This is a genomic window from Streptomyces viridiviolaceus, assembly GCF_014650995.1.
Taxonomy (GTDB): domain Bacteria; phylum Actinomycetota; class Actinomycetes; order Streptomycetales; family Streptomycetaceae; genus Streptomyces; species Streptomyces viridiviolaceus.
This window is the reverse complement of sequence record NZ_BMWA01000015.1, coordinates 199,540-225,379: the sequence shown is the minus strand read 5'-3', so window position 1 is coordinate 225,379 and position 25,840 is coordinate 199,540. Positions and strand designations below refer to the sequence as shown.

Sequence of the window (25,840 nt, the reverse complement as noted above, 5' to 3'; positions counted from 1 at the left end):
AGTCAGCACTGGGAGACGTGGCCGACGGCCGACGCTAGGAGGAGAACGCGAACGTGGACGCCGAGCTGACCAACCGGAGCCGGGACGCGATCAACGCGGCCAGCAGCCGCGCCGTGACCGAGGGGCACCCCGACCTAACCCCCGCCCACCTGCTCCTGGCTCTGCTCCAGGGACAGGACAACGAGAACATCACCGACCTGCTCGTCGCCGTCGAGGCCGACCTCGCGGCCGTGCGCTCCGGCGCCGAGCGCATCCTCGCCGGACTGCCCAGCGTGACCGGGTCCACCGTCGCGCCGCCGCAGCCCAGCCGTGAGATGCTCGCCGTGGTCGCCGACGCGCAGACCCGGGCCAAGGAGCTCGGGGACGAGTACCTCTCCACCGAGCACCTGCTCATCGGCATCGCCGCCAAGGGCGGTGCGGCCGGTGAGGTGCTCATCGGCCAGGGCGCCGACGCCAAGAAGCTGCTGGACGCCTTCCGCAAGGCGAGGGGAGGACGCCGGGTGACCACCGCCGACCCCGAGGGGCAGTACAAGGCGCTGGAGAAGTTCGGCACCGACTTCACCGCCGCCGCACGCGAGGGCAGGCTGGACCCCGTCATCGGCCGGGACCAGGAGATCCGGCGCGTGGTGCAGGTGCTGTCCCGTCGGACCAAGAACAACCCCGTCCTCATCGGCGAGCCCGGCGTCGGCAAGACCGCCGTCGTCGAGGGTCTCGCCCAGCGCATCGTCAAGGGCGACGTGCCCGAGTCGCTGAAGAACAAGCGGCTGGTCGCGCTCGACCTGGGCGCCATGGTCGCCGGTGCCAAGTACCGCGGCGAGTTCGAGGAGCGCCTGAAGACCGTCCTCGCCGAGATCAAGGACTCCGACGGGCAGATCATCACCTTCATCGACGAGCTGCACACCGTCGTCGGCGCCGGGGCCGGCGGCGACTCCGCGATGGACGCCGGCAACATGCTCAAGCCGATGCTCGCGCGCGGCGAGCTGCGCATGGTCGGCGCGACGACCCTCGACGAGTACCGCGAGCGGATCGAGAAGGACCCGGCGCTGGAGCGGCGCTTCCAGCAGGTGCTGGTCGCCGAGCCGACCGTCGAGGACTCCATCGCGATCCTGCGCGGGCTCAAGGGCCGCTACGAGGCCCACCACAAGGTCCAGATCGCCGACAGCGCACTGGTCGCGGCGGCCACCCTCTCCGACCGCTACATCACCTCCCGCTTCCTGCCCGACAAGGCCATCGACCTCGTCGACGAGGCCGCCTCCCGGCTGCGCATGGAGATCGACTCCTCCCCCGTCGAGATCGACGAACTCCAGCGCGCCGTCGACCGGCTGAAGATGGAGGAGCTGGCGCTGGACAAGGAGACCGACCCGGCCTCCCGCGAGCGCCTGGAGCGGCTGCGCCGCGACCTCGCCGACAAGGAGGAGGAGCTGCGCGGCCTCAACGCACGCTGGGAGAAGGAGAAGCAGTCCCTCAACCGGGTCGGCGAGCTGAAGGAGAAGCTCGACGAACTGCGAGGGCAGGCCGAACGCGCCCAGCGCGACGGCGACTTCGACACCGCCTCCAAGCTGCTCTACGGCGAGATCCCCGCCCTGGAACGCGACCTGGAGGCCGCCTCCGAGGCCGAGGAGGCGTTGGCATCTTCCGCCTCCGGCGGGGGCGCCAAGGACACCATGGTCAAGGAGGAGGTCGGCTCCGACGACATCGCGGACGTCGTCGCGTCCTGGACCGGCATCCCGGCCGGACGCCTGCTGGAGGGCGAGACCCAGAAGCTGCTGCGCATGGAGGACGAGCTCGGCAAGCGGCTCATCGGGCAGACCGAGGCCGTCCGGGCGGTGTCCGACGCGGTCCGCCGCAGCCGCGCCGGGATCGCCGACCCCGACCGGCCCACCGGCTCCTTCCTCTTCCTCGGCCCGACCGGTGTCGGCAAGACCGAGCTGGCGAAGGCCCTCGCCGACTTCCTCTTCGACGACGAGCGGGCGATGGTCCGCATCGACATGTCGGAGTACAGCGAGAAGCACAGCGTGGCCCGCCTGGTCGGCGCCCCGCCCGGCTACGTCGGCTACGAGGAGGGCGGCCAGCTCACCGAGGCCGTGCGGCGCCGCCCGTACAGCGTGGTGCTGCTCGACGAGGTGGAGAAGGCCCACCCCGAGGTCTTCGACATCCTGCTGCAGGTCCTCGACGACGGGCGCCTGACCGACGGGCAGGGCCGCACCGTCGACTTCCGCAACACGATCCTCGTTCTGACCTCCAACCTCGGCAGCCAGTTCCTGGTCGACCCGATGACCGGCGAGGCGGAGAAGAAGGAACAGGTCCTGGAGGTGGTCCGCACCTCGTTCAAGCCGGAATTCCTCAACCGCCTGGACGACCTGGTGGTCTTCTCGGCCCTGACGAAGGAGGAACTGAGCCGGATCGCGCGGCTCCAGATCGACTCGCTGGCCCGGCGGCTCGCCGAGCGCCGCCTCACCCTGGAGATCACCGACGAGGCCCTGGCCTGGCTGGCCGACGAGGGCATGGACCCGGCGTACGGAGCCCGTCCCCTGCGGCGCCTCGTGCAGACGGCCATCGGCGACCGGCTCGCCCGGGAGATCCTCTCCGGTGAGATCAAGGACGGCGACACGGTCCGCGTGGACCGCTTCGGCGACGACCTGATCGTGGGACCCGCGACCGGCAGGACGCTGTAGTCGCGGCCGGGGGCCCTTCCCCGCGACGGAGGGGCCCATCCGGCATCCACCCGACCGGCCGGATCCTGTCAGCCCAAGGCTGACAGGCCCCGTCGGGGCTTGCCACCCCCCTCCCCGGATGAGGGAGGATGGCCAGATCCGTACGAAGGGAAAATCACGGTGAGCATCGACCCGTCCTCGATTCCGAACTTCGGGGGCCAGCCCGAGCCGCAGCCCCAAGGACCGGCGGGCCCCGTCGTCCCGGATCAGGATCTCGTGAAGCAGCTCCTGGAGCAGATGGAGCTCAAGTACGTCGTCGACGAAGAGGGTGACCTCGCGGCGCCGTGGGAGCAGTTCCGTACGTACTTCATGTTCCGCGGCGAGGGCGACCAGCAGGTCTTCTCGGTGCGGACGTTCTACGACCGGCCCCACAAGATCGACGAGAAGCCCCAGCTGCTGGAGTCGATCGACGACTGGAACCGGCGCACCCTGTGGCCCAAGGTGTACTCCCACACCCATGACGACGGCACCGTCCGTCTCATCGGCGAGGCCCAGATGCTGATCGGCATGGGCGTGAGCCTGGAGCACTTCGTCTCCTCGACGGTCAGCTGGGTGCGGGCCGCCATCGAGTTCGACCGGTGGCTCGTGGAGCAGCTCGGCCTGGAGCAGGAGGTCAACGACTCGGAGAAGCCCGAGGACGACGAGTAGGCCGCCGTACGGCCGTACACGGCTGCGCGTGGGCGAGTGCGCACCGGTACTCGCCGCACGTGAGGGAGAGCCCGGCCCGGGCGCGGACCAGCACGGTCGCGCCGGGGCCGGGCTCTCGCCGCGTGCGGGGCCCGGGCGGGCTCAGCCCGCCGACGTCTTCAGCCGCCGCACGGCCTCCTCCAGCACCGCCGTCCGCTTGCAGAACGCGAACCGCACGAACGGGGCGCCCGCCTCGCGGTGGTCGTAGAAGACCGCGTTGGGGATGGCGACGACGCCGGCGCGTTCCGGCAGGGCGCGGCAGAAGGCGAAGCCGTCGCTGAAGCCGAGGGGACGGATGTCGGTGGTGACGAAGTAGGTGCCGGCGGGGCGGTGGACCCCGAATCCGGCGTCCGCCAGGCCGGCCGCCAGCAGGTCCCGCTTGGCCCGCATGTCGTCGCGGAAGGCGGTGAAGTACGTCTCCGGCAGCGCGAGGGCCTCGGCCACCGCGTACTGGAACGGCCCGGACGCCACGTAGGTCAGGTACTGCTTCGCCGAGCGGACCGCCGTGACCAGGGCGGGCGCGGCGGTGATCCAGCCGACTTTCCAGCCCGTGAACGAGAACGTCTTGCCCGCCGAGCCGATCGTGACCGTCCGCTCGCGCATACCGGGGAAGGTCGCGATCGGCACGTGCTCGGCGTCGTCGAACACCAGGTGCTCGTACACCTCGTCCGTCACCACCAGCAGGTCCCGTTCGACGGCCAGCTCGGCGATCGCCGCGAGCTCCTCACGGGTCAGCACGGTGCCCGTCGGGTTGTGCGGGGTGTTGAGCAGCAGCAGGCGGGTGCGGTCGGTGACCGCGTCGCGCAGTTCGTCGAGATCCAGCCGGAAGGCGCCCTCGTACGGGCGCAGCGTCACCGGCACCCGCTTGCCGCCCGCCATCGCGATGCAGGCCGCGTACGAGTCGTAGTACGGCTCCAGGGCGACGACCTCGTCGCCGGGCTCCAGCAGGGCGAGGAGGCAGGCCGCGATGGCCTCGGTGGCGCCCGCCGTGACCAGGACCTCCGTGTCCGGGTCGAAGGACAGGCCGTAGCGGCGCTGCTGATGGGCGGCGACGGCGGCGCGCAGCTCGGGGACGCCCGGGCCCGGCGGGTACTGGTTGCCGCGCCCGTCGCGCAGCGCCCGCACGGCGGCCTCCCTGACCTCCTCGGGGCCGTCCGTGTCGGGGAAGCCCTGGCCCAGGTTGATCGCCCCGGTCGTCACGGCCAGGGCGGACATCTCGGCGAAGATCGTCGTCCCGAACTCGGCGAGCCGGCGGTTGAGGAAGGGGCGTGCGGTGGAGGTCATGCGGGTCATCCTGCGCCGAAGCTCTGGAGTTCCTCAACTCTGCTTTGGGGCGTGGCGGCCGGGGGCATCTCCCGGTCACGCAACGAGAGAGGCGCCCGACGGGGGGTTGCTTCGGGGGACTTCCGGGCGGGAGCCCGGGGGGAATCGGAAGGAGGGGGACGCCGTGGTCACGGGCATCATCCTGGTGGTCTTCTTCGGCCTGGTGATCGCCGCGATCGTGTGGGCCGCGCGGAGCGTCGCGCACGCCGGCCGACCGCACGGACGGCGCTCACGGTCGTACAGCGGCGGGGACTCCGGCGGCAGCTGGTGGGCCGGCGGGGAAAACGGTGGCTCGTCCTCGGGCGGGCACCACGGGGGCCACTCCTGCGGTGGCGGGTCGTCCTGCGGAGGCGGCTCGTCCTGCGGGGGAGGGGGCGGCGGATGCGGTGGAGGCAGCTGACACGGGGCAGCTGAGCTCCGACCAGGGGGAACCGCATCCCCCTCACGGGGCCCACGCCTGGGTCCGGGCCCCGTACGCCCCCGCACCGAGCGCCCGCCGGGAGGAACACGCCCGGTGGGCGCTTCCGCGCACCGGCGCACGCCGAACGGCCGGGGCGCGCGCCATGGTTGAACAGTTGAGCTGAGCAGCCCTCTGAGGGATGGAAACGTCACGAAGTTGGGTAAAAACGCTGTGGCGGGCCCACCGTTCATGATTCCCTCTCCATCACCAACACAGCCCATCGGGCGACTTGTTGACCCCCTCCTGACCGGCCGCCCGGGCTGAACGGCCGTATCCCCCAACGGGAGCCGGGGTGCGCGGGCCCTTACCCCACTCTCCTTTTGTGTGCTTGCGGAGCCGATCCATGCTCACGACCCTGAACACCGCCTACACCGACACGCGTGCCGCGGACCTCGCCTGGGCCCTGGGGCGCGAACCGCTGCCGGCGCTGGCCACCCTCGACGTCGAACTCCAGGACGCCCAGCTGCAGTTGAGACTTCTCGGGGCGTCCCATCAGGTTCTCCTGGAGGAGGAGCGGGGGAACTGTTCGGAGACGGTGGCGTGCATTCCGGGCAGCAGCACCCCGCTGCCCCTGGGCGTCGCCAAGCGGGTGGGCGACTGGGAGTACGAGTTCGCCGCCCGGGTGGAGGTGCTGTCGCCCGGCTCCTTCGCCGGCCGCGCCCAGGAGCTGCTGGCCCTGGTCTCCGACCACCCGCACGGGCTGGTCGGCGTCTTCCCCGGCAGCCCGCACGCCTTCACCGCACTGCTGGCCCAGCGCCATGAGGGACAGGTGCACTGGCGGACCTGGCACGCCTACCCGCAGGACGGCCAGCTGGTTGCGACCCGGACCCGGGTCGGCGCCCGGGTGCCGACGTCGCAGCTCAGCCCCTTTGGGGTGTGAACGGGATAAACCTGTACTGCCCGTCTGAACGACAGGTTCACGCGTGTGGGTGACGAAGAGTGCCGCAGGAGTGACGTAACGTCACAGCGTGATCGAACCGCACGCGCCCGCCCCGCCCGGCTCTCCGCCGCCCTGGGGCGGCCCCGTCGGCCCCGGCCCGGGCGCGCCCGCGCGACTGCCGGTCCGGCCGGGCACCGGGCGGTTCCTGGTCCTCGCGGGCGTCTTCGTCTGCGCGGCCTGCGGGCTGGTGTACGAACTGGAACTCGTCGCCCTCGCCTCGTACCTGATCGGCGACTCGGTCACCCAGGCGTCCGTCGTCCTGTCCGTCATGGTCTTCGCCATGGGCATCGGCTCGCTCGCCGCCAAACGGCTGCGCCGGTTCGCGGCCGCCGGCTTCGGCGCGGTCGAGGCCGTGCTCGCCCTCGTCGGCGGCTCCAGCGCCATGGCGCTGTACGCCGTCTTCGCCTGGACCGGTGACTGGGGCGGTCTGTGGGCCGACGGCCCCAGCTTCCTCCTGGTCGCCTTCTCCCTCACCATCGGTCTGCTGATCGGCGCCGAGGTGCCGCTGCTGATGGAGCTGATCCAGCGCATCCGCCGGCAGGACGCGGGCGGTGCCGTCGCCGACCTGTTCGCCGCGGACTACGTCGGCGCGCTCGTCGGCGGCCTCGCCTTCCCCTTCGTCCTGCTGCCCTTCCTCGGCCAGCTGACCGGCGCGCTGCTCACCGGCACCGTCAACGCGGCCGTCGGCGCCGCCCTCGTGCTGGGCCTGTTCCGCCGGGACCTGAGCCGCCGGGCCCGGTGGCTGCTGCTGTCCGCCAACGTCGTCGTGCTGGCCGTGCTCGCCTCGGCGACCGTCCTCGCCGACGACTTCGAACGGGCCGCACGGCACGCGGTGTACGGCCCGGACGTCCGCGTCGCCGTCCGGACCGACGTGCAGGAGGTGGTCCTCACCGGTGACCCCGACGGCCGGCCGCTCGGCCTGTTCCTGGACGGCAGGCTGCGGGTCGGCGGCAGCGACGAACGCCGCTACCACGAGGCGCTGGTCCACCCCGCCATGGCCGGGAGCCACGCGCGCGTGCTGATCCTCGGCGGCGGGGACGGCCTCGCCGCGCGGGAGGTGCTGCGCCACCCGGGCGTACGACGGGTCGACGTCGTCGAGGTCGACCCCGGGCTCGCCCGGCTGGCCCGGCACGACCCGGGCCTGTCCGAGCTGAACGACCACGCCTACGGCGACCCCCGCGTCCGCGTCACGACGGCGGACGCCTTCGACCGGCTGCGCGGGACGCCCACGGCGTCGTACGACGTGGTGATCTCGGACCTGCCCGACCCGGGCCTCACGGCGAGTACGAAGCTGTACTCGCAGGAGTTCTACGGCCTGGCCCGGCGCGCGCTCGCGCCCGGCGGCCGCATCGTCGTGCACGCCGGACCGGTCTCCTCCCGGCCCCGGGCGTTCTGGACGGCGGAGTCGACGCTTCGCGCCGCCGGCCTGCGCACCGTCGCCTACCGCGTCGGCACCCGGGCCCCGGGCGTCCAGGAGGGACCCGACCGTGCGGCAGGCCCCTCCCAGGCGCCCCGCGACTGGGGCTTCGTCCTGGCCGCCCGCACACCCCCCGCCCTCCGCCTCGACCCGTCCGGCCCCCGCCCGCACACCCTCACCGAGGCCGCCCTGCGGGCCGCCGCACGATCCGCCACCGACACCCGCGTCCGGGACCTGCCGGCGTCGACGCTGGTGCACCCCCGGTACTGAACGCCGTCGGGAGCGGCGTGCGGCTCACTGCCTCCTGCGGATCGTTCGCACGGAGAACGTACGACCGTCCCGCCCGCCCGGGATCCTCGCGCCGGGTGGGTCCGGCACCACCCAGCGCGGTGGCCGCCCGGTTTCCGCGACTTCCGCGGTACGGCGACAGGTTGACGCCGTCGACCCGGCCCGGCCGCCCTCACCGGCCGGTGGTCCGACCAGCCGGGTGCAGGCGGTGGTGCCGGCGCAAGGGCGGGACCGGTGACGTCGGCGGCAGCGGGTGACTTTGTGCCGACGGGGGGTGCGCCGGGCGCCTGCTGGGTAGGGTGGCGTGACATGGAGCATGAGGTGTTCGTTCCGGTTCCGGCCGAGCGGCTCAAGGACGTGCTGGCCGATCCCGTCCGGGTGGCCCGCGCGGTTCCCGGGCTCCAGCAGGACGCCGGGGCCGAGCCCGTGGCGGGGCGCCTGAAGGTGCGCGTCGGCAGCCACTCCATCACCTACCGGGGCGCCCTGCGCCTGTCCGCGCGGGACGACGGCACGTACGCCGTCGAGGGCGACGCCAGTGAGGCCCGCGGCGACGGCACGGTCCGGCTCGAACTGACGCTGCGGCTCGGGGAGGCGGAGGGCGGCTCCGTCCTCGCCGTCACCGGGACGGCCACCGCCGACGGCCGTGTCACGGAGCTGCCGGCGGACCAGGTGGAGTCGGCCGCGATCCGCTTGCTGAACCGGTTCGCCGAGAACCTGGGCACCGCGGCGCGGGAGAAGCACGCACCGCGGACCGTCCAGTCCCTGGCCACCGAGGACTTCGAACCGGCGGAGGCGGGCGACTTCGACGCCGGCCCGGACGCCGACGACGCGCCGGTACCGCCCGCACCGGCCGCCCGGCCCGAACCCGCTGCCGACGAACCCGCCGACGAGCCCTCGGACCGCCCCTCCGTCTTCGACACCGAGGTCCCCCCGTCCTCCCTCGCCCCCACCCCCGACGAGGAGGGTTTCCCGGAGGCCGGTGAGCCGCCCGCCGAGGCGGCACACGCGCGGCGGACGATGATCGGCCGCAGCGCCGAGGAGGTGGACCACGCCCCGCCGCGCGGCCGGTACGCCCCGGTCCCCGCGCCCGAGGCGGGCGCCTCCGGCACGCCCCTGCGCTGGGCCGCCCCGGCGGCTGCGCTGGTCGTGGCGTCGGCGATCGTGGTGGGCCGCGCCCTGCGTCGGCGCCGGTGACCCGGGCACCTTCTTGATCGACCAGTAGGGTCGTGACGTGAGCAATGAGGAGATCACGCTGACCGCGGGCGACGCGGAGGCGACCGTGCAGCCGGGCAACGGCGGCCGGATCGGAGGACTGCGCGTCGGTGGCACCGAGCTGCTGCGCCAGGGCGAGCGGTTCGGCTGCTTCCCGATGGTGCCGTGGTGCGGGCGCATCCGCGACGGCCGGTTCCGCGACGGGGCGACCGTGCACCAGATGCCGCTCAACGCGGCCCCGAACGCCATCCACGGCACCGCCCGCGACGGCGCCTGGAGCACCGCACGCGTCACCACCGACGAGGCGGTGATCACGTACGACCTGGTCGACCCGTGGCCGTACTCCGGCCGTGTCACGCAGGTGATCGCGCTGGCCCCGGACGCCCTGACGCTCACCATGTCGGTGGAGACGTACGAGTCCTCCTTCCCGGCCCAGATCGGCTGGCACCCCTGGTTCAACCGGGTCGTGGACGGCGCCGCCGTCCAGCTCGGCTTCTCCGCCGCGTGGCAGGAGGAGCGCGGTGACGACCACCTGCCCACCGGCAACCGCCTCGACCCGCGGCCCGGCCCCTGGGACGACTGCTTCGGCATGCCCGACGGCGTGGACGTCACCCTCACCTGGCCGGGCCGGCTGGAGCTGAAGGTGACCAGCCCGGAGCAGTGGGTCGTGGTCTACGACGAGCAGGAGGCGGCCGTGTGCGTGGAGCCGCAGACCGGCCCGCCCAACGGGCTGAACACCCTCCCGCGCCTGGTCACACCGCTGGAGCCGCTGGAGGCGACGACCACCTGGAGCTGGCGGAGGCTGTAGCGCCGTTTAGTCTGGCAGGCATGACGGACGTACGTGGCGCGCTGCTGCAGCAGATCAAGGACAAGGCCGTGGTGCACGGCAAGGTGACCCTCTCCTCGGGTCTGGAGGCCGACTACTACGTCGACCTGCGCCGCATCACCCTCGACGGCGAGGCCGCGCCGCTGGTCGGGCAGGTGCTCCTCGACCTGACCGCCGACCTCGACTTCGACGCGGTGGGCGGGCTGACCATGGGTGCCGACCCGGTAGCGGCCGCCATGCTGCACGCCGCCGCCGCACGGGGCCGTCGCCTGGACGCCTTCGTCGTCCGCAAGGCCGCCAAGGCGCACGGGCTGCAGCGGCGGGTCGAGGGCCCGGACATCAAGGGCCGCCGGGTCCTGGTGGTCGAGGACACCTCCACCACCGGCGGCTCCCCGCTGACCGCCGTCGAGGCGGTGCGCGAGGCCGGCGCCGAGGTCGTGGCCGTGGCCACGATCGTCGACCGGGCGACGGGCGCCGCCGAGAAGATCCAGGAGGGCGCCGGGGTGCCGTACCTGTACGCGTACTCCAAGGACGAGCTGGACCTGGACTGAGGTCCACTCGGAGTATCCCGCTTCGTCTGGAAAGATGGGGCCGACGATGACGTCGCACCCAAGGTTCAGGTCAGGGCCGTAGAAGACGTACCGAGTCGTACCGACACGTACCGTGCCCACCCGCACATACAAGGAGCGGACAGATGCCCATCGCAACTCCCGAGGTCTACAACGAGATGCTGGACCGGGCGAAGGCAGGCAAGTTCGCCTACCCGGCCATCAACGTGACCTCCTCCCAGACGCTGCACGCGGCCCTGCGCGGTTTCGCGGAGGCGGAGAGCGACGGCATCATCCAGATCTCCACCGGCGGTGCCGAGTTCCTGGGCGGCCAGCACAAGAAGGACATGGTCACCGGCGCGGTGGCGCTGGCCGAGTTCGCGCACATCGTCGCCGAGAAGTACGACGTGACCGTCGCCCTGCACACGGACCACTGCCCGAAGGACAAGCTGGACGGGTACGTGCGTCCGCTGCTGGCGGTCTCCGAGGAGCGCGTGAAGGCCGGCCGCAACCCGCTCTTCCAGTCCCACATGTGGGACGGCTCGGCGGAGACCCTGTCCGACAACCTGGCCATCGCCCAGGAGCTGCTGGAGCGCGCCCGCGCCGCCAAGATCATCCTCGAGGTCGAGATCACCCCGACCGGCGGCGAGGAGGACGGCGTCTCCCACGAGATCAACGACTCCCTGTACACCACGGTCGACGACGCGATCCGCACCGCCGAGGCGCTGGGTCTGGGCGAGAAGGGCCGCTACCTGCTGGCCGCGTCCTTCGGCAACGTGCACGGCGTGTACAAGCCGGGCAACGTGGTGCTCCGCCCCGAGCTGCTGAAGGAGCTGAACGAGGGCGTCGCCGCCAAGTACGGCCAGCCGGCCGGCAGCAAGCCGTTCAACTTCGTCTTCCACGGCGGCTCCGGCTCCACCGAGCAGGAGATCGCCACCGCGCTGGACAACGGCGTGGTCAAGATGAACATCGACACGGACACCCAGTACGCCTTCACGCGTCCGGTCGCCGACCACATGTTCCGCAACTACGACGGCGTCCTGAAGGTCGACGGCGAGGTCGGCAACAAGAAGACCTACGACCCGCGCACCTGGGGCAAGCTGGCCGAGGCGTCGATGGCCGCGCGTGTCGTCGAGGCCTGCGGCCACCTGCGCTCCGCGGGCACCAGGCTCAAGTAGTCCCGCTCCGTACCATGGGCCCGGCACCTCGCGAGGTGCCGGGCCCGTCGTACGCTCGGGGAAAGCGTCAGGACAGGGTCTGCGCCGCCGTCGGCGAGCTGTCCTTCAGGAACTGCGAGCAGCGCTCGTACTCCTCGGTCTCCCCGATCGCCTGCGCCGCGCGGGCGAGGGCGTGCAGGGAGCGCAGGAAGCCGCGGTTCGGCTCGTGCTCCCACGGCACCGGGCCGTGGCCGCGCCAGCCGTTGCGGCGCAGGGAGTCCAGGCCGCGGTGGTAGCCGGTGCGCGCGTACGCGTACGACTCGACCGTCCGGCCGGCCTGGAAGGCGTCGTCCGCGAGCTGCGCCCAGGCCAGGGACGACGCGGGGAACCGGGCGGCGACCTCCGACGGGTCGGTGCCGCTCGCGAGGAGGTCACGCGGTCCGGGGTCGTCGGGGAGGTGGGTCGGCTCCGGTCCGCCGAGCAGGTTCTCGTGAGTTGCCATGGGTTCCAGTCTGCCATCCGGCGCGGAGTGCGGGACGGGCCCGGGACGCGTCGCGCGCCCGGGCCCCTCCCGTATCGGTGCAGGTCAGCGGACGCGGACGGAGGCGACCAGAGTGTTGAGGTCCGGCCAGAGCTTCTTGTTCGTCTCCGGCAGCACGACCCACAGGACCGAGGGGCGGACCCGCCCGGTGTCGACCACGAGGACCGCGTTCAGGTCCATCGTGGACGGCACCCCGCGCTTGTGGAAGTGGATCTCGCTGACCAGCAGCCAGGCGTCGTGCCCGTCGACCTTCAGCGGCTGCGAGGCGACGTCGACCAGGATCGCCTGGTCCCGGGGGTACTCGTAGCGCCGCCGCTCGTCCATCACCGCGCCCGCCACGCCGCGCAGCTCTCCGGTGCCGCCGGCCGCGGCCATGATGTCCTCGTCGACCTGCGTGGACTTCACGAGTGCCCGCTGGCGCCCCTCCTGCTTGCGGGTGAAGCCGTCGAAGACCGGATCCAGCGTCTTGCTCCGGTCCCACGTGCCGCCCAGCTCCGCGTACTCCAGGGAGGAGTCCGTGACGGTGCCGATGACCGGCGAGCCCTCGCCCGGGTAGTCCCGCACCTCGACGGTCCCGGTGAGCCGCCGCTCCTCGGGCAGCGGGGAGGCGCCAGGGGTGAGAGTGGGCACGGGGATGCCCCGCTGCGGGGCGTCCGCGGTGCTGCCCGAGCAGGTGGCGGACGAGTAGTCCGGTGTGCTGTGCGCCTGCTGGACCACCTTGCCGTCGACCAGCACGGTGCACGTGAGGGTGCCCCCCTTCTGATCCTCGCGGCTCGTGACCTCCATATAGAAGTCGGCGCCCGCTGCCAGCGTGACGGTCTTGCGGTACGGCAGGATGACGATCCCCTGGGGCACGTGGCTCTCGGCCTCCCCGACGGTGAGGTTCACCGAGGGGTGGTCGCCCGTCGCGATGTAGGTGACCTCGACCCGCCGGGGCTGCTTGTCCGCGGATGCCCCGTCGTCGCCCGGGCCGTCGAAGGCCGTGGCCAGGCCCACCGCGCCGAGCAGGACCACCTCGAGCAGGATCACCAGGAAGCCGACCGGGTAGAACCCACCCGGAATCCGGTCGAAGGTCTTCCTGCCACGGCCGGAGTGATACTCGCGCTTCGGCTGGGATGTCTGCGTCATGTCGTCCTCCCCCTCACGCCCGGCCGCTGTCGCCGGACCGGCGGCCGGCCGGCTCGTCGGCAGACCGCGTGGCCAGCAGCCCCGCCTCCCGCGCCTCGTCCAGCATCCGGTGCAGGTCCTCGAGCCGGGACCGGTCGGCGAGCCCCTCGATCTCGGCGACGGCCAGCTCGTCCCGCACCGTGTTCACCACCAGCTCGTGCATGTCCTCGCCGAGTTGCTCCAGCTCCTGTACGGCCTCCCACTCGCGGTACGCCGCGTCCGCCGCGCGGGTGTTCTCGGCGTACCGCTCCAGCGCCTCCACCCGCTCCTCCAGCGCGTTCGACGACAGCCGCAGCGCCTGCCGCTGCGTCCGCAGCACCTCCTCCACCCGCGAGCCGGATGCGTTCCCGGCGGCGGTGCGCACCTTCCGCGCCAGCCGGGTCAGCTCGGCCAGGCGCTGGGCGATCTCGTACTGCTGGGCCGGCAGCGTCACGTCGTTGGCGATGTCGTCCAGCAGCCCGGCCCGGTCGACCTGCGACTGGAGCACCGTCGTCACGGCGGCCTGGGCGCGCTCCATCCGGCGCAGCGGCGAGTGGCCCAGCAGCTCGCGCAGGGAGTCGTCGCCGAAGTCCTCGGCCAGGTAGTAGCGGCCGTGGCGCAGCCGGGCCACCCGCTGCCGCTCGTCGGTCCCGCAGCCGAGGACGACGATCAGCAGCCAGGCCAGCAGGTGCACGCCCACAAGGGTCAGGACGAACGCCTCGAACCCGAACTGGACCCCGACCCAGATCAGCCCCGCCTGCGCCGCGAGCCCGACGGCCAGGCCGGGCCACACGCCGATCAGCGCCCACAGGATCGTCACCGGCAGTAGCGCGCACACCGCGGAGACCCCCAGGGCCGTCCAGATGTCCGCCTTGGTACGGCCGCCCAGCCCCGGCTCCTCGGGCAGCGGCAGCGTGGCCGGGAAGAGTCCGTCGGCGGACTCCTCCAGCAGCGCGCGCTCCGCGTCCTCGAGGGCCGGATCCACCACCGGCCGCAGCGCAACCTCCTGCGCCATACAGCAACACCCCCCACAGGTTGGGGGAGATCGTGACACACGCCGCAGGGACCGCCCCACGCCGCCCCTGGTCCGCCGCCACCCGGCCTCGGGGGCCCTTCCACCCGACCTTGCCCTCTTCCGATTCACCGCGCATCATTCGAGGTGGGTCCGGCCGGTGCCGGGCCTGAGGGGACCGGGGCCCTGTTGCCGGAGAGGAAGGGCGGACCGCTACCCGGCAGCACGTAGACACGGAGACAGCGATGTCCTCTGATCCCACGCCCACGCCCACGCCCGCGCCCTCGCAGGACAGCGAGCCGGACACGCCGAACCTCGACTTCGCGGGCACGACCCCCTACGAGGACTACGTCAAGGCCGACGTCCTCACCCACCTGCAGCACACCCTCTCCGACGATCCCGGAGAGATGGTCTTCCTGGTCACCACCCAGGTGATGGAGCTGTGGTTCACCGTCATCGTCCACGAGTGGGAGACGGCGGCGAAGGCGCTGCAAGGCGACGACGTACCGACCGCGATCGCCGCGCTGAAGCGGTCCGTGCGGGAGCTGGAGGCGTTGAACGCCTCCTGGAAGCCGCTCGGCCAGCTCACCCCGCAGCAGTTCAACTCCTACCGGTCCGCCCTCGGCGAGGGCTCCGGCTTCCAGTCGGCGATGTACCGGCGGCTGGAGTTCCTGCTCGGCGAGAAGTCCGCGTCCATGCTGGTCCCGCACCGCGGCGCCCCGCGCGTGCACGCCGAGCTGGAGAAGGCGCTGCACGAGCCCAGCCTCTACGACGAGGTGCTGCGGCTGCTCGCGCGGCGCGGGCACCCCGTACCGGAGGAGGTGCTGCGCCGGGACGTGTCGCAGCGCTACGAGCCGTCGCCGGAGGTGGAGCAGGTCTGGACGGGCGTCTACGCCGGTGACGAGGACGACGAGCCGGCCCGTCTCGGCGAGGCGCTGACGAACGTCGCCGAGCTGGTGTGGCGCTGGCGCAACGACCATCTGGTCGCCACCCGCCGCGCGATGGGCGCCAAGGCCGGCACGGGCGGATCCGCCGGGGTGGCCTGGCTGGAGAAGCGGGCGCAGAAGAACGTGTTCCCCGAGCTGTGGACGGCGCGGTCCCATGTCTGAGCCGAGCATCAGGGCCGAGCTGGGCATGCGGGCCGAGAAGCTGGACGGTGCCGACGAACTGGCCGCCAAGCGCGCCGAGTTCGTGCTCGACGACGTGGTGTACCTGGACGGCAACTCGCTGGGCGCGCTGCCCGCCGCCGTCCCCGGCCGGGTCGAGGACGTCGTGCGCCGCCAGTGGGGCGAGCTGCGCATCCGGTCCTGGACGGAGGGCGGCTGGTGGACCGCGCCCGAGCGGATCGGTGACCGGATCGCACCGCTGGTGGGCGCGGCGGCCGGGCAGATCGTGGTCGGCGACTCGACAAGCGTCAATGTGTTCAAGGCGGTTGTGGGTGCGGTGCGTCTCGCGCGGCACGGCGACGCGGCGCGTGACGAGATCGTGGTCGACGCGACCACCTTCCCCACCGACGGGTACATCGCCGAGTCCGCCGCCCGCATGACCGGCTGCACCCTGCGCCCCGTCACCCCGGCCGAGGTGCCGGGCGTGCTCGGGAAGCGCACCGCGGCGGTGCTGCTCAACCACGTCGACTACCGCACCGGCCGGCTGCACGACCTGCCGGCGCTCACGGCCGCCGTGCACGAGGCGGGCGCGTACGTCGTGTGGGACCTGTGCCACAGCGCGGGCGCGCTGCAGGTGGGCCTGGACGCACACGGCGTGGACCTCGCGGTCGGCTGCACCTACAAGTACCTGAACGGCGGCCCGGGTTCACCGGCGTACCTGTACGTGCGGCGGGAGCTGCAGGACCGCTTCGACTCCCCGCTGCCCGGCTGGAACTCCCACGCGGAGCCTTTCGGGATGCGCCCGGACTTCGCCCCGGCACCGGGCGCGCTGCGCGGCCGGGTCGGCACACCGGACATCCTGTCCATGCTGGCCCTGGAGGCGGCCCTGGACGTGTGGGACGGCGTGTCGGTCGAGGCGGTGCGGGCCAAGTCCCTGGCGCTGACGGACTTCTTCCTGCGCTGTGTCGGGGAGTACGTCCCCGAGGGCAGGGTGGAGTCGCTGACCCCGGTGGCGCACGCCGAGCGGGGCAGCCAGGTCGCCCTGCGGTGCGAGGACGCCGGGGACGTGATGAAGCGGCTGATCGAGCGCGGGGTGGTCGGGGACTTCCGGGCCCCGGACGTCCTGCGCTTCGGTTTCACCCCGCTGTACGTCGGTTTCGCGGACGTGGAGCGGGCGGCGCGGGTGCTGGGGGAGGTCCTGGCCTGACGGGCGGGTCCCAGGGGTGGGGGCCGGACGGATCGTTCAGCCCTCACCCTGCGTGACATCCCCATGTCCGCGCACGTCACCGGCCTGATACCGTCCCGCCGACGGCCGATTCTTTTCCCCTGGTCCGCCAACACCGTTTCGTCGCTGAGAGGTTGGAGCATGCCGGACGCCGCCGCAGAACCGGGTAACGCCGCTGCCAGGGCCGCCGCGGAGGAGAAGTCGGCCTTTTCGCACCCGGCGGTCGACCCCGACGGCACCGCCGCGTACGGCGACCATCCCGACCAGGTGATCGATTTCTACGCACCGCGCGGGGCGGAGGGCCCGGGTGGTCCCGCCCCGGTGGTGGTGGTCCTGCACGGAGGCGCGTGGCGGGCTCCGTACGACCGCCGCCATGTCAGCCCGTTCGCCGCGTTCCTGGCACGCCGGGGCTTCGCCGTGGCCAGCGTGGAGTACCGGCGCGGGGCGGAAGGCGGGACGGCGGACCGTCCCCTCGCGGGGCGCTGGCCCGACACCTTCGACGACGTGGCGGCCGCGCTGGACGTGCTGCCCGCGTTGGTGCGGGAGTACCTGCCCCAGGCCGACGCCCGCCGCACGGTGCTCACCGGCCACTCGGCCGGCGGCCACCTCGCCCTGTGGGCGGCGGCCCGGCACGTGCTGCCCGCAGACGCCCCCTGGCGCATCGACCGCCCGGCGCCCCTGCGGGGTGTGGTCGCGCTCGCGCCGATCGCCGACTTCGAGGTCGCCCAGAAGCTGGAGGTCTGCGGGGGCGCGGCACAGCAACTGCTGGGCGGCGGCGACCGGTTCGCCGAGCGGCGGCCCTACGCCGACCCGTCCCTGCTGCTGCCCACCGGCATCGCGACCACCCTCGTCCAGGGCCGCACCGACGTGGACGTTCCGCAGGCGGTCGCCGAGGCGTACGCCGACGCGGCGGCCAGGGCCGGTGAGGTGGTGGGTGTGACCCTGCTGGAGGACGTCGGCCACTTCCCGCTGATCGACCCGGCGGCGGACGCGTGTGCCGTGGTGGCGGAGGAGATCGCGCAACTGGCGTGGTGAACCGGCCTGTCGGCCGGTCATACCCGTAATACCTGAGAGCTACCTCGCGGGTTCGCTCCCCGGCGGGACGCGGGTCACGTCGTCCGCTTCGTAATTTCCCTTCCAGACAAGCCCGATGGGCGGGCGAGCTGGAGGGGAGACGGCCATGTGGCCCGGAACGACGGTACGTTGGCGGCACCGCATCGGCGGCCTGCGCCGGGCCGGGCTCGCCGCGCTCATCACCGGTGCCGTGGTCCTCCCGCTCTCCGGTGCCGCACGGCCCGCGATTCCCGCGCCCGCTCCGGCCATGCCTTCCCCTGTGACGGCCGGCACGCTGGAGGCGGCGTACGCCGCGAACCGGGCCAATGCCGCCGAGGCGTCCCGGATGGCCGCCGCCCACGGCGACCGCCACCGGGCGGCGGCGGACCGCGCCCTGGCCGACCCGGCCCGGCATCTGCTCGCCTTCGACGGCCGGGGCGCGGGCCTCGCCACGGAGGTCTTCGGCGACCTGGCCCGCGCGGACCGCGTCGCCGTCCTGGTCCCCGGTTCCGACACCAGCCTCGACACCTACGGGCGGTTCCGCGCCGCCGCGCTCGCCCTGCACCGGCGGCTCGCCGAGGAGGCCCCCGAGGGCACCGGCACCGCGGTCGTGGCCTGGCTCGGCTACGAGACGCCCGGCACCGTCAGCACGACGGTCGCCACGACCGGCCGCGCCGACCGGGCCGCCCCGGGACTGCGCGCCCTCGTCGCCGGGCTCCGTGGCATCACCGGCCCGCACGCACGCGTGGCGCTGGTCTGCCACTCCTACGGCTCCGTCGTCTGCGCCCGTGCCGCCGACGGCCTGGACGTCGCCGACATCGCCCTGGTGGGCAGCCCCGGGACCGGCGCCGAATCCGTGGCCGACCTGCGCACCCGCGCCCGCGTCTGGGCCGCCCGGGGCGCCGACGACTGGGTGGAGCACGTCCCGCACGTGAGCGCCGACCTGTTCGGCACCACCGTCGGCTTCGGCACCGACCCCGTCTCCCCGGCGTTCGGCGCCCGGGTCTTCGACGCCGGGGACGGCGGCCACAGCGACTACTTCGACCCCGGCTCCCGCTCCCTGACCAACCTCGCCCGGATCGCGCTGGGCGGGACCACGGAGGTGACCCGTGACTGACGTGACGCCACCGCGCGGCACCCCGGCCTCTCTGCGGGGGACGGCCGCCCGGATCGACGCCGCCACTCCGGCCGGCCGGGACCGGGCCGTCGACGCCCTGCGCGCCTTCGCGATCCTCGGTGTCGTCCTCGGCCACTGGCTGGTGACCGCCCTGGTCGCGGACGGCTCCGTCCTGCGCACGGCCAGCCCCCTGCAGCACATGGCCTGGCTGGCCCCGATCTCCTGGCTCTTCCAGACCCTCGCGGTGTTCTTCCTGGTCGGCGGTCACGTCGCCACCCGCGGCTGGGCAGCGGCCCGGGACCGGGGCACGCCGTACGGCCGCTGGCTGGCCGCCCGCCTGTCCCGGCTGTTCCGGCCGGTCGCGGCCGTCCTCGTCCTGTGGACGGTGACGGCGGTACTGCTGCTGCTGGGGGGCGCCGAGTACGCGACGGTCCACACGCTGGTGAAGCTGGCCTGGTCCCCGCTGTGGTTCCTGCTGGTCTTCGCCGCGCTGACGGCGGCGACGCCCCTGCTGGCCCGGCTGCACCCGCTGTGGCCGCTGGTCGTCGTGCTCCACGTCGACCTGCTGCGGTTCGGATTCGGCGGCCCGTCCTGGCTCGGCTGGGTCAACCTGGCCGCCGGCTGGCTCGTGCCCTACACCCTCGGCGCCGCCTGGACCCGCGGCGAGCTGGACGGCCGCCGCGCAGGGTGGCTCCTGCTCGCCGGCGGTACGGCGGCGACGGCGGCGCTCGTCGCCTGGGCGGGCTACCCGGCGTCGATGGTCGGGGTCCCCGGCGCGCAGGTCTCCAACCTGAACCCGCCGACGCTGGCCGCCGTCACCTTCGGCCTCGCCCAGTGCGGCCTCGCCCTGCTGCTTCGGGAGCCGCTGCGCCGCGCGATGCGGCGGCCGGTGGCGTGGGCGGCGGTGGCGCTGGTCAACCTCTCCGCGATGACGATCTTCCTGTGGCACCAGACGGCCCTGATGGCGACCACCGCCACCGCACTCCTCGCGGGCCGCCTGCCCGGCCTGCACACGCTCCCCGACGGACTGGACTGGGTCGCCGCCCGGCTCGCGTGGCTTCCGGTGTTCGCCCTGGTCCTGGCGTGCTGCTGGACCGCGTTCCGCTCCTGGGAGCAGGGCGGCGGACGGCACCGCTCACGGGTGGTGCGGACGCATCGACCACAAGGGCGCCGCGTCTCAGGTCCTAGGGTGGAGGCGTGATGCTTGGGGGGAATCTGGTCCGGCGCTGGCTGGGGGCGCTGCGCGAGGACCTGTGGACCGCACGGCCCGATCCGCTGCCCCCGTCCACCTGGCTGCGCTGGCTGCCGCACGGCATCGTGTGCCTGGCCGCGTTCGGGGTCTTCATCGGCGGTCTGCCCCAGCTCCACGAGAACGGCGGGCTCGGGTTCGGGTTCGCCCTCCTGATCTCGGCAGGCCAGTGCGGTGCGATGGTCCTGGCGCTGTGGCGGCCCGTCCCGGCGTGGTGGCTGTCGATGGCGGCCATGCTGGTGGGTGCCGTGGCGGTGCGCGCCGTGATGGTCGTCGACGGGTACTCGTTCACCTGGCCGTGGACCGCGGCCGGGATCATCGGCCACCTGTTCGTCCTGCTGCTGCTGGCCCTGCGGGCCCGTACCCGGGTGTCCGCCGAGGCCCTGTCCCTGACCGTGCTGACGACGTACGTCGTCCAGGGACTGGTGGGCGCGCAGGAGTACCAGCCCACCGGTGTGGTGGCCGTCGTGCTGTTCGCGGTCGTCGTGCTGCTCGGCATGGCCCTGCGCGGACGCCGGGAGGCCCGCGCCGAGCTGGCGCAGCAGACGTCGCTGACCGCCGAGGAACGCGCGCGACGCACCCTGCTGGAGGAGCGCAGCCGCATCGCCCGCGAACTGCACGACGTGGTCGCCCACCACATGTCCGTGATCTCCATCCAGGCCCAGGTCGCCCCGCACCTCGTCGAGAACCCGCCCGACGAGCTCAAGGAGAACCTGGCGGGCATCAGACAGAACGCGCTGGAGGCGCTGACCGAGCTGCGCCGGGTGCTGGGCGTGCTGCGCTCCGAGCACCCCGACGCACCGGAGGCGCCCGGCACGGCCGACACCACCGGCACCGCCCCGCACGCCCCGCAGCCCACCCTCGACCGGCTGGACGCGCTGGTGGAGAACACCCGGGCCGCCGGCCTGACCGTGACCACCGAGGTGAGCGGCACGCCCAGGCCGCTGCCGCCCGGCGTGGAGCTGTCGGCGTACCGGATCGTGCAGGAGGCACTGAGCAACGTGCTGCGCCATGCGCCCGGCGCGAGCGCCCGGGTCCACCTCACGTATCTCCCGATCGGACTGCGCGTCGACGTCTTCAACACCCGCCCGGTGCGCACCCCGCCGCCGTCGCAGGGGGCCGGGCACGGGCTGCTCGGCATGCGGGAGCGGGTGGCCATGCTCGACGGCCACCTGACGGCGCATCCGCTCCCCGACGGCGGCTTCCAGGTGGGCGCGTTCCTGCCGTCGGACGGCCCCGCCCACTCCGCTCACGACCCCGCTCACCACGCCCACGAGGACGACACCCCATGACCAGCGGACCCATCCGCGTACTGATCGCAGACGACCAGCAGATGGTCCGGCAGGGTTTCACCGTGCTGCTCAACACCCAGCCCGACATCGAGGTGATCGGCCAGGCGGTGGACGGTCTGGACGCCGTGGCCCGGGTCGCCGAGCTCACCCCGGACGTCGTCCTGATGGACATCCGCATGCCCGAGCTGGGCGGCATCGAGGCCACCCGCCGCATCACGGGGGCCATGCCGGACATCAGAGTGCTGGTGCTGACCACCTTCGACCTGGACGAGTACGTGTACGAGGCGCTGCGGGCCGGTGCCTCCGGGTTCCTGCTGAAGGACGCCTCCGCGGACCAGCTCGCCGAGGCGGTCCGGGTGGTCGCCGCCGGGGACGCGCTGCTCGCGCCGGGCATCACCCGGCGGCTGATCGCCGAGTTCTCCCGCCTCGACGACCGGCCGCGCGCCCCGCTTAAGGAGCGCGTCGGCGGTCTGACCGAGCGGGAGACCGAGGTGCTCGCCCTGATCGCGCAGGGTTTGTCGAACGCGGAGATCGCCCAGCGCCTGTTCGTCGCCGAGCAGACGGTGAAGACGCACGTGGGGCGGATCCTGGTGAAGCTGGGTCTGCGGGACCGGACGCAGGCGGCGGTGTTCGCGTACGAGTCGGGGCTGGTGCGACCGTCCGGATACTGACCTGGCCCCGTACCCCGTGTAGTACCTGAGACGGACCCCGAAGGACCCCTCTCACTGGTGACGACCGCGGGCCCCGGCTGCGCCTACCGTTGCGGACGTGACCGAGACGACCCAGACGCGGACCCCGCACCCCGGAGACGCGAGCGCGCCGCGCAGCCCCGAGTACCGGCTGGCCATGGACGCCCTCGGCGGGCTGCGCCAGGACCTGTTCCACGACGCCTTCGCCTACCGCCCGTTGCCGCCCATGGCGACGGACGGTCCGCTGACCCGCCGGCTCCCCGGCCGGCTGCGGTCGTACGCCGCACGCCTGCCGCACGCGGTGGTGGTGGGCGTCGCCGTGATCGCGTTCCTCGGCGACTCCATGGCCCGCGGGTTCCTGAACGGCCCGCTGACCCTGTTGAGCGGGCTGGCGTGCGCGGTGCCCGTGCTGGCGACGCTGGTCCGGCCGGTCGGCGCCTTCTGGATGTCGATGGCGGCGACCCCGGTGACCGCGGTGCTCGACAGCAGCTTCGGCGAATGGCCGTGGCTGCCCGGGGCGTTCATCTGTCACTGGACGGTGCTGGTGGTGGTGGCGATACGCACCCGTCCCCGCGCGGCCGCGTGGATGTGGGTCCTGACCGCCGCCTATGCCGTCCTGTGGGCGGGCGCGTTCGGCGACGGGCAGTACAACACCTCCGCGCCCATGCTGTTCCTCTCCGCCCTCGCCCTGCTGGTGGTCGCCGTGTGGCACGTCCGCAGGGAGGCGCGGCAGGAGGTGACGGCCCAGCGGACGGTGACCGAGCACGAGCGTTCCCGGCGCACGTTGCTGGAGGAGCGCACGAACATCGCGCGCGAGCTGCACGACGTGGTCGCGCACCACATGTCGGTGGTCGCCATCCAGGCGGAGGCCGCGCCGTACCGGGTGGAGAACCCTCCGGCGGAGCTGGAGCGGGCCTTCGTCACCATCAGGGAGAACGCGGTGGCGGCCCTGACCGAGCTGCGCCGCGTCCTGGGCGTGGTCCGCGCCGAGGACTACGAGGCCCCCGACGCCCCGCAGCCCACCCTCGCCGACCTGGACGCCCTGCTGGCCAACGTGCGCGACGCGGGCCTGACCGTCGACAAGGCCGTGACCGGCGCGGTGCGCGAGCTGCCGCCGGGGGTGGAGCTGTCGGCGTACCGGATCGTGCAGGAGGCGCTGAGCAACACCCTGCGGCACGCGCCCGGCGCGACCGCGCGCGTCGAGGTCTCCTACGTCCTCGGCGGGCTGGGCCTGCGCGTCGTCAACGGCCCGGTCCCCGCCCCGTCCCTCGTCAAGCCCTCCCCCGGCGCCGGGCACGGCATCACCGGCATGCGGGAGCGGGTGACCATGCTGAACGGCGAGATGACGACCGGCCCGACCGACGAGCAAGGCTTCGAGGTGGCGGTGTTCCTGCCGGTCACGGCGGCCGCGAGCGAAGGTGACGCATGACCGGGCGCACGATCCGCGTACTGATCGCCGACGACCAGATGATGGTGCGCGAGGGCTTCTCGGTCCTGCTGAACGCGATGCCGGACATCGAGGTCGTCGGCGAGGCCGTCAACGGCCGGGAGGCGGTCGGCAAGGTCCGCGAACTCGCCCCGGACGTCGTCCTGATGGACATCCGCATGCCCGAACTGAACGGCATCGACGCCACCCGGGAGATCATCGCCGCGGACGGCGGGGCGAAGGTGCTGGTGCTCACCACCTTCGACCTCGACGAGTACGTGTACCAGGCGCTGCGCGCGGGCGCCTCCGGCTTCCTCCTCAAGGACGCGTCGGCCCGCCAACTTGCCGAGGGGGTACGGGTGGTGGCCTCCGGAGAGGCGCTGCTCGCCCCCTCCGTCACCAGGCGGCTGATCACGGAGTTCTCGAAGCTGTCCGAGGCCCCGCGCCTGCTGCCCTCGGCGCAGGCGGCGTACGGCGATCTGACCGAGCGGGAGACGGAGGTGCTGGTGCTGATCGCGCAGGGTCTGTCGAACCAGGAGATCGCCGAGCGTCTGGTGGTCGCCGAGTCGACCATCAAGACCCACGTCAGCCGCATCCTGGTGAAGCTGGGGCTCAGGGACCGCACGCAGGCCGCGGTGTTCGCGTACGAGGCGCGGCTGGTGACGCCGGGCTGACCGGTGCCGGCCTTCTCACCTCATGGGCGCCCCGAAGCCCCTGGTCCGCGAGGGTCCTGCCGGGCTAGCGTCCGTCCATGGCAGCCTTCGACACCTTCGACCCGTGGGACCCGGCGTTCGTCGCCGACCCCTACCCCGCCTACGCCGAGCTGCGGGCCCGGGGCCGTGTGCACTACTACGAGCCCAGCGACCAGTGGCTCGTCCCGCACCACGCGGACGTCTCGGCGCTGCTGCGCGACCGCCGTCTGGGCCGGACCTACCAGCACCGCTTCACGCACGAGGACTTCGGGCGGACGGCGCCCCCGCCGGAGCACGAGCCGTTCCACACGCTCAACGACCACGGGATGCTGGACCTGGAGCCGCCGGACCACACCCGGATCCGGCGTCTGGTGTCGAAGGCGTTCACGCCACGGACGGTGGAGCGGCTCAAGCCGTACGTGGAGAGGCTGGCCGGGGAGCTGGTGGACCGGCTGGTGGCGGTTGGCGGCGGTGATCTGCTCGCCGACGTCGCCGAACCGCTGCCGGTCGCGGTGATCGCCGAGATGCTGGGCGTGCCGGAGTCCGACCGGGCGCCCCTGCGTCCCTGGTCGGCGGACATCTGCGGGATGTACGAGCTGAACCCGTCGCAGGAGACGGCCGCGAAGGCGGTGCGGGCATCGGTCGAGTTCTCGGAGTACCTGCGCGAGCTGATCGCCCAGCGCCGCAAGTCCCCCGGCGACGACCTGATCTCGGGCCTGATCGCGGCGCACGACGAGGACGACGACCGCCTCACCGAACAGGAGATGATCTCCACCTGCGTGCTGCTGCTGAACGCGGGCCACGAGGCCACGGTGAATGCCACGGTCAACGGCTGGTGGGCGCTGTTCCGCAACCCCGGCCAGCTGGCCGCCCTCCGTGCGGACCACTCCCTCGTCCCGTCGGCCGTGGAGGAGCTGATGCGCTACGACACCCCGCTCCAGCTCTTCGAGCGCTGGGTGCTGGACGAGATCGAGATCGACGGCACGGTGATCCCGCGCGGTGCGGAACTCGCCCTGCTCTTCGGCTCGGCCAATCACGACCCGGCGGTCTTCGCGGCCCCCGACCGCCTCGACCTCACCCGCCGGGACAACCCCCACATCTCCTTCAGCGCGGGCATCCACTACTGCATCGGCGCCCCGCTGGCCCGTATCGAACTGGCGGCGTCCATGTCGTCCCTGCTGGAGAAGGCTCCGACCCTGCGTCCCACGGCGGAACCGGAACGGAAGCCGAACTTCGTGATCCGGGGGTTGGCGGGCCTACCGGTGGAGGTGGTCTGACCGCCGCCTGCGTGCCAGCAGACCGGCGACCAGACCCCAGGCCAGGGCGGGCAGGAAGGCTCCGGCGAGGAAGACGAGGGGCAGCTCGACGAAGACGGCCCCGAGGTCCATGCCCTCGCCCTCGAACCCGTTGCCCAGATGCCGCTGGGTACGCGACGAGGCCCCCCACACGAACACCGCCCCGACAGCCCCCGCCGCCGACACGACACACCCACCACACGTCGCCAGGTCCCGCCCCATACCAACGAGGACGCCCCGAACCGAACCACGGTTTCCGCCACCGCAGGCACCCGCGCGGCCCCGCGCCGCAGTGACCGTGGGCCGCGCGGCCTCGACCGCCGGGCCTCGCGCCGCAGTGACCGCGGCGCCCGCGCGGCCCTGCGCCGCAGTGACCGTGGGCCGCGCGGCCTCGACCGCCGGGCCTCGCGCCGCAGTGACCGCGG

24 protein-coding genes are annotated in these 25,840 nt (G+C 73.1%); 19 read left to right on the top strand and 5 right to left on the bottom strand.

The genetic code is table 11. The annotated features are described in order from the left end of the window. Positions 1–53: 53 nt before the first annotated feature. Positions 54–2,675: an ATP-dependent chaperone ClpB gene (gene clpB / locus IE260_RS23425; RefSeq protein ID WP_189874996.1), complete on the top strand. Its 2,622-nt coding sequence runs from the start codon at positions 54–56 to the stop codon at positions 2,673–2,675. Positions 2,676–2,834: 159 nt separating this feature from the next. Beyond that, on the top strand, positions 2,835–3,362 hold the full coding sequence (locus IE260_RS23420) for a YbjN domain-containing protein (RefSeq protein ID WP_189874993.1): 528 nt from the start codon (positions 2,835–2,837) through the stop codon (positions 3,360–3,362). 141 nt (positions 3,363–3,503) lie between these two features. On the opposite strand, the gene IE260_RS23415 is transcribed toward IE260_RS23420, so the two are convergent. Next, positions 3,504–4,694, bottom strand: a complete 1,191-nt coding sequence (locus tag IE260_RS23415) for a pyridoxal phosphate-dependent aminotransferase (protein WP_189874991.1) — start codon at positions 4,692–4,694, stop codon at positions 3,504–3,506. A 154-nt stretch (positions 4,695–4,848) separates the two neighbouring features. Between IE260_RS23415 and IE260_RS23410 the strand changes: the two genes are divergently transcribed. The 7 genes from IE260_RS23410 to fbaA all read left to right on the top strand — a co-directional run bounded on the left by IE260_RS23410 (position 4,849) and on the right by fbaA (position 11,593). Then, on the top strand, positions 4,849–5,124 hold the full coding sequence (locus IE260_RS23410; protein ID WP_189875045.1) for a hypothetical protein: 276 nt from the start codon (positions 4,849–4,851) through the stop codon (positions 5,122–5,124). 403 nt (positions 5,125–5,527) lie between these two features. Beyond that, on the top strand, positions 5,528–6,064 hold the full coding sequence (locus IE260_RS23405; protein ID WP_189874989.1) for a DUF2617 family protein: 537 nt from the start codon (positions 5,528–5,530) through the stop codon (positions 6,062–6,064). Between the two features lie 88 nt (positions 6,065–6,152). Then, the gene (locus tag IE260_RS23400; protein WP_189874987.1) at positions 6,153–7,811 is read left to right on the top strand and encodes a polyamine aminopropyltransferase; all 1,659 of its coding nucleotides are present in this window, start codon (positions 6,153–6,155) and stop codon (positions 7,809–7,811) included. A gap of 327 nt (positions 7,812–8,138) precedes the next feature. After that, on the top strand, positions 8,139–9,023 hold the full coding sequence (locus tag IE260_RS23395; RefSeq protein WP_189874985.1) for an SRPBCC domain-containing protein: 885 nt from the start codon (positions 8,139–8,141) through the stop codon (positions 9,021–9,023). A 37-nt stretch (positions 9,024–9,060) separates the two neighbouring features. Further along, the gene (locus IE260_RS23390) at positions 9,061–9,849 is read left to right on the top strand and encodes an aldose epimerase family protein (protein ID WP_189874983.1); all 789 of its coding nucleotides are present in this window, start codon (positions 9,061–9,063) and stop codon (positions 9,847–9,849) included. Positions 9,850–9,869: 20 nt separating this feature from the next. Continuing rightward, positions 9,870–10,418, top strand: coding sequence for an orotate phosphoribosyltransferase (gene pyrE / locus IE260_RS23385; RefSeq protein WP_189874982.1), 549 nt, complete (start codon positions 9,870–9,872; stop codon positions 10,416–10,418). A 143-nt stretch (positions 10,419–10,561) separates the two neighbouring features. Next, a complete protein-coding gene (gene fbaA / locus IE260_RS23380; RefSeq protein ID WP_189874980.1) occupies positions 10,562–11,593 on the top strand; it encodes a class II fructose-bisphosphate aldolase in 1,032 nt (343 codons plus the stop codon). 67 nt (positions 11,594–11,660) lie between these two features. On the opposite strand, the gene IE260_RS23375 is transcribed toward fbaA, so the two are convergent. The 3 genes from IE260_RS23375 to IE260_RS23365 form a co-directional block, all read right to left on the bottom strand. Next, entirely contained in the window at positions 11,661–12,074 is a 414-nt protein-coding gene (locus IE260_RS23375; protein WP_189874978.1) for a DUF3151 domain-containing protein, read from the bottom strand. An 84-nt stretch (positions 12,075–12,158) separates the two neighbouring features. Continuing rightward, complete coding sequence (locus IE260_RS23370) at positions 12,159–13,241, bottom strand: hypothetical protein (protein ID WP_189874976.1); 1,083 nt, start codon at positions 13,239–13,241, stop codon at positions 12,159–12,161. 13 nt (positions 13,242–13,254) lie between these two features. Continuing rightward, positions 13,255–14,274: a DNA repair protein RecN gene (locus IE260_RS23365; RefSeq protein ID WP_189874974.1), complete on the bottom strand. Its 1,020-nt coding sequence runs from the start codon at positions 14,272–14,274 to the stop codon at positions 13,255–13,257. Positions 14,275–14,516: 242 nt separating this feature from the next. On the opposite strand from IE260_RS23365, the gene IE260_RS23360 reads away from it, so the two are divergent. The 10 genes from IE260_RS23360 to IE260_RS23315 all read left to right on the top strand — a co-directional run bounded on the left by IE260_RS23360 (position 14,517) and on the right by IE260_RS23315 (position 25,397). Next, positions 14,517–15,380, top strand: a complete 864-nt coding sequence (locus IE260_RS23360) for a tryptophan 2,3-dioxygenase family protein (RefSeq protein WP_189874972.1) — start codon at positions 14,517–14,519, stop codon at positions 15,378–15,380. Then, positions 15,373–16,584, top strand: coding sequence for a kynureninase (kynU, locus tag IE260_RS23355; RefSeq protein ID WP_189874970.1), 1,212 nt, complete (start codon positions 15,373–15,375; stop codon positions 16,582–16,584). The genes IE260_RS23360 and kynU overlap by 8 nt, the downstream gene beginning before the upstream one ends. Positions 16,585–16,743: 159 nt before the next feature. Then, the gene (locus tag IE260_RS23350) at positions 16,744–17,637 is read left to right on the top strand and encodes an alpha/beta hydrolase (RefSeq protein WP_189874968.1); all 894 of its coding nucleotides are present in this window, start codon (positions 16,744–16,746) and stop codon (positions 17,635–17,637) included. A 145-nt stretch (positions 17,638–17,782) separates the two neighbouring features. Continuing rightward, entirely contained in the window at positions 17,783–18,772 is a 990-nt protein-coding gene (locus IE260_RS23345; protein ID WP_189874966.1) for an alpha/beta hydrolase, read from the top strand. Then, positions 18,765–19,973, top strand: a complete 1,209-nt coding sequence (locus IE260_RS23340) for an acyltransferase family protein (RefSeq protein WP_229881115.1) — start codon at positions 18,765–18,767, stop codon at positions 19,971–19,973. Before IE260_RS23345 ends, IE260_RS23340 begins: the two co-directional genes overlap by 8 nt. Further along, the gene (locus tag IE260_RS23335) at positions 19,973–21,313 is read left to right on the top strand and encodes a sensor histidine kinase (RefSeq protein ID WP_189875041.1); all 1,341 of its coding nucleotides are present in this window, start codon (positions 19,973–19,975) and stop codon (positions 21,311–21,313) included. Before IE260_RS23340 ends, IE260_RS23335 begins: the two co-directional genes overlap by 1 nt. After that, complete coding sequence (locus IE260_RS23330; RefSeq protein WP_189874964.1) at positions 21,310–21,984, top strand: response regulator; 675 nt, start codon at positions 21,310–21,312, stop codon at positions 21,982–21,984. The genes IE260_RS23335 and IE260_RS23330 overlap by 4 nt, the downstream gene beginning before the upstream one ends. Before the next feature lie 97 nt (positions 21,985–22,081). Next, a complete protein-coding gene (locus IE260_RS23325; RefSeq protein WP_229881113.1) occupies positions 22,082–23,431 on the top strand; it encodes a sensor histidine kinase in 1,350 nt (449 codons plus the stop codon). Beyond that, complete coding sequence (locus tag IE260_RS23320; protein ID WP_189874962.1) at positions 23,428–24,102, top strand: response regulator; 675 nt, start codon at positions 23,428–23,430, stop codon at positions 24,100–24,102. The genes IE260_RS23325 and IE260_RS23320 overlap by 4 nt, the downstream gene beginning before the upstream one ends. Before the next feature lie 77 nt (positions 24,103–24,179). Continuing rightward, positions 24,180–25,397 carry a cytochrome P450 gene (locus IE260_RS23315; RefSeq protein ID WP_189874960.1) on the top strand — a complete coding sequence of 406 codons (1,218 nt, stop codon included), beginning with the start codon at positions 24,180–24,182 and terminating at the stop codon, positions 25,395–25,397. Here IE260_RS23315 and IE260_RS23310 read toward each other — a convergent pair. Beyond that, positions 25,377–25,601, bottom strand: a complete 225-nt coding sequence (locus tag IE260_RS23310) for a hypothetical protein (RefSeq protein ID WP_189874958.1) — start codon at positions 25,599–25,601, stop codon at positions 25,377–25,379. The two genes, IE260_RS23315 and IE260_RS23310, sit on opposite strands and share 21 nt — an antisense overlap. Positions 25,602–25,840: the final 239 nt, after the last annotated feature.